A 3,803-nucleotide genomic window follows, 5' to 3' on the forward strand; every position below is an offset into this window, starting at 1 on the left:
AAAAAAAAAAAAAAAAAAAAAAAAAAAAAAAAAAATCGCCACACCTCCCCCCACCCACCCCGGGGCCCGGAAATTTGCCCATTGGCGGGGAGACAAAAAAACACAAAACAACCCTTCTGAGCGATAAGGGCGCACCCAAAGACCCAAAAAGAGAGCCGCCGGGAACCGGCCCCGGGGGGAAGGGGTGGGGGCGGACGGCGAGGGTGCCGCCGGCCGTGCGGGCGCCTGCTTGCGCGGCGCGCCGGGACGGGGGCCGGACTTGCCGGAGCCACCGCCCTGCTGGAATGCGTCAGTCAGTTTGCGCACCACCGGCGCCTCGATCGTCGAGGACGCCGAACGGACGAATTCACCGAGCTCTTGGAGCTTGGCCATGACGGCCTTGCTCTCCACGCCGAACTCCTTGGCGAGTTCGTATACCCGGACCTTAGCCACTTCGCTCCTTTGAGGTCCGGGGGGCGCCGGACCTTCGCTACTTCATGGGCGTACTCATCGCGTACTCATCGAGTGCTCATCGCAATCTCGACCTACTTCCGACTCGCGAGGTACCAGAGCCGCACGGCGGTTCCGTGCGGCGCTTCTTACGGTGTTGCCTGCTCTTGCGGTGTTGCCCGCTCGACATAGCGACGGAGTTCCGCCGTGTCGAGCGGTCCCTGGACCCGGAGGGCCCGGGGGAATGAGCGGCGGCGCACCGCCGACTCCGTACAGGCCGGTACGGGGTGTACGTACGCACCCCGGCCGGGCAGCGTACCGCGCGGGTCGGGGAGCAGGGCTCCGTCGACCATCACAGTGCGCAGCAATTCATTCTTGGCCGCTCGCTCCCGGCACCCGACACAGGTGCGTTCAGGGCAGGGGCGGGCATCCGTCCGACCAGACACTCTTCAGTCTACCTCCCCGTAACGACCCCATCCCGACGGGGGAAAGATCGAACGGCCATCTGTGGCGGGGTGCCGCGCTACGGCGCCGCAGCGGGACGTCCTGGACGCGACGTCGCGCCGTCGGTGCGGGGTGCCGACGGCGCGACGTGGCGCTACGGCCGCGGCGTGAGGCGACCGCCGCGCCGTTCTCGCCGGGCGCTCCCCCGCAGCGTCGGCTCCGCGCAGCGCAGCGTCGCCACGTCGCGGCAGCTCCGCGCCGCGTCAGTCCCGTGCGACGTCAGCCCCGCGCCGGCCTGCGGTCGCTGTCGCGGGCGGGTGCGACGGTGCCGGACTCGCGGCCACCGCTCCGGTTGCCCTCGCGGCCCTCGCCCCCGTCGCCCTCCTCGTCCACCGTCTCCGTGTCCGGGCGGATGTCGATGCGCCAGCCGGTGAGGCGGGCGGCGAGGCGCGCGTTCTGGCCCTCCTTGCCGATCGCCAGCGAGAGCTGGTAGTCGGGCACGGTGACGCGCGCGGAGCGCGTCGCGAGGTCCACGACCTCGACGTGGCTGACGCGCGCCGGGGACAGCGCGTGCGCGACGAGCTCCGCCGGATTGTCCGACCAGTCGACGATGTCGATCTTCTCGCCGTTCAGCTCGGCCATGACGTTGCGCACCCGGCCGCCCATGGGGCCGATGCACGCGCCCTTGGCGTTGAGCCCGGAGCGGTTCGAGCGCACCGCGATCTTCGTCCGGTGCCCGGCCTCGCGCGCGATGGCGGCGATCTCGACGGACCCGTCGGCGATCTCGGGGACCTCCAGGGAGAAGAGCTTCTTCACGAGGTTCGGGTGCGTGCGCGAGAGGGTGACCGAGGGGCCGCGCATCCCCTTCGCGACCCGTACGACGTACGACCGCAGCCGCAGCCCGTGCGTGTACTCCTCGCCGGGGACCTGCTCCTGCACCGGCAGGATGGCCTCCAGCTTGCCGATGTCCACGAGGACGTTCTTCGGGTCGCGGCCCTGCTGGACGACGCCGGTCACGATGTCGCCCTCGCGCCCGGCGTACTCGCCGAGCGTCGCGTCGTCCTGCGCGTCGCGCAGCCGCTGGAGGATGACCTGCTTGGCGGTCGTGGCGGCGATCCGCCCGAAGTCGGAGGGCGTGTCGTCGAACTCGCGGGCGCGGGCGCCCTCACCGAGGTCGGCGAGGTCCGCCTCGTCCTCCTTGACCCACACCGTCACGTGACCGCTCTCGCGGTCGAGGTGGACGCGGGCGCGGCGGTGGCTGTGCTCGGTGCGGTGGTACGCGATGAGGAGCGCCGACTCGATCGCCTCGACCAAACGGTCGAAGGAGATCTCCTTCTCCCGGACCAGACCCCGCAGGGCACTCATGTCGATATCCACGGCTACGCCTCCTTCGGCTTCGGTGCCTGCTCGGCCTCGGCCTGCTCGGCGTGCTGAGGACCGGCCTCGGCCGTCCTCTCCTTGCGGTTGAACTCGATCTCCACCCGCGCCTTGGAGATCTCGGGGAATTCCAGCCTGCGGCTGGTCGGCTTGCGGCCCTTGACGCCGGGGACCTCCAGATCGAGGCCCGCGTCGTCCGCCTTGAGCAACCGGGCCACCAGTTCCCCGCCCTCGGCGAGCTGGAAGCGCACGAGGCGGCCGGTGGCGCGCACGTAGTGGCGGTGGGCGCTGAGGGGACGGTCGGCACCGGGCGAGGTGACCTCCAGGACGTACTCGTTCTCGCCCATGGCGTCGGTGTCGTCGAGCACGGTGGAGATCTCGCGGCTCAGCTCGGCACACGTGTCGAGGGACACGCCCGTGTCCCCGTCCACCACGATCTGCAACACCCTGCGACGGCCGGCCGGAGTCACGGTGATCTCTTCGAGATCGAGGTCCCTGGCGGTGACGAGAGGTTCCAGGATCTCCCGCAGCCTCTCGCTCTGGGTGGTGCTCATCCGGGTGACTCCTCGGCCGCGTGTGCTGTTGTGGTGCGTCATGTCTCGGCTCAAAGGGTATCCGGTCGCGACGGGGAGTGGCGCCACTCGAACGGGTGCATCCCGGTACGGCATCGGGGCGACGTCGCGCGCCGCCCGCTTTTCGCGGCACGACGCGGCGTCCGCGCGACGTCGCCGCGCCGTGCGCCCTTCCGGTGGAAGGACGGCATGGACAAGGCGGCCCGTGCCTCTGTACGAGGCACGGACGCGGGTACGGTGATCACCGCAGTGCCACCACACTCCGAAGCGGGCGGAACGCCGTCGGCGGCGTGACGTCGCGTCCCGGGCGTGACGCGACACACAGGCCGGGGCGCGGTGCGGGGCCCGAGGCGGGCGACGTACGTAGCGGGCGCCGCACGCGTCACGTCGCGGGCCGCGTGACGTCGCGCGGGTCGTACGTCGCGTCGGGCTCCACGTCGCGCGCCGCCGAGAGGTGAGGGCATTCGCACCGCATCGCCGTTCCGCTGCTCTTTGATACCGCCGCTCCGTCGTAACGCTGTCGCCCCGTCCGTCGTCATCCGTCCGCCGCTGTCGCCGCCCTCGCACGTCACCGCCCCGGACCGCGTCACGCGCGTCGTCTCTCTACGCGACGCGGCGTCCCGCCGAGGGGGCGGACGACGCGAGGCGCGCGCGACGCCGGCACCGAATCCGTCGAGGAAGTACGCCGTGCCTCCACTCCCGTTCCCCGGTCCGCTTCCCCTCTCCCGTCTCTCGCGCCGCGCCGTGCTCGCCTCGGGGACGGCGCTCGCGGGCGTGACGCTGCTCAGCGGCTGCTCGGACGATTCCGACGCCGCGTCCGAACGTCGCGCGAAGACGGAGGCCACCGCCGCGCAGAAGCTGAGCCGCGGGGCGGCGCGCGACAGTGCGGGCCTGGCGGCGCGGTACGACGCGACGCTCGCCGCGCATCCCGGACTCGCCGCGACGCTGCGCCCACTGCACGCGCAGGTGACACAGCACCGC

The 3,803-nt window shown here is 71.1% G+C and carries 3 protein-coding genes and 2 pseudogenes; 1 reads left to right on the forward strand and 4 read right to left on the reverse strand.

Going from position 1 to position 3,803, the window contains the following annotated elements:
• Positions 1-177: 177 nt before the first annotated feature.
• From SSBG_RS36055 to rimP, 4 genes and pseudogenes are all read right to left on the reverse strand, one after another.
• Positions 178-432, reverse strand: a pseudogene (locus SSBG_RS36055) (translation initiation factor IF-2 N-terminal domain-containing protein); the annotation flags it as partial.
• A 146-nt stretch (positions 433-578) separates the two neighbouring features.
• A complete protein-coding gene (locus tag SSBG_RS30755; RefSeq protein WP_008745349.1) occupies positions 579-875 on the reverse strand; it encodes a YlxR family protein in 297 nt (98 codons plus the stop codon).
• A gap of 277 nt (positions 876-1,152) precedes the next feature.
• On the reverse strand, positions 1,153-2,250 hold the full coding sequence (gene nusA, locus SSBG_RS06185; RefSeq protein ID WP_008745350.1) for a transcription termination factor NusA: 1,098 nt from the start codon (positions 2,248-2,250) through the stop codon (positions 1,153-1,155).
• A gap of 2 nt (positions 2,251-2,252) precedes the next feature.
• Positions 2,253-2,804 carry a ribosome maturation factor RimP gene (gene rimP / locus SSBG_RS06190; RefSeq protein ID WP_008745351.1) on the reverse strand — a complete coding sequence of 184 codons (552 nt, stop codon included), beginning with the start codon at positions 2,802-2,804 and terminating at the stop codon, positions 2,253-2,255.
• Between the two features lie 705 nt (positions 2,805-3,509).
• Here rimP and SSBG_RS34295 point away from each other — a divergent pair.
• A pseudogene (locus tag SSBG_RS34295) lies at positions 3,510-3,803 on the forward strand (hypothetical protein); the annotation flags it as partial.

Origin of the sequence: Streptomyces sp. SPB074 (assembly GCF_000154905.1) — a bacterium.
Classification (GTDB): Bacteria; Actinomycetota; Actinomycetes; order Streptomycetales; family Streptomycetaceae; genus Streptomyces.

Excerpts from the sequence above, each read along its gene's own strand:
- rimP (WP_008745351.1), bottom strand. The coding sequence starts at position 2,804 with ATGAGCACCACCCAGAGCGAGAGGCTGCGGGAGATCCTGGAACCTCTC.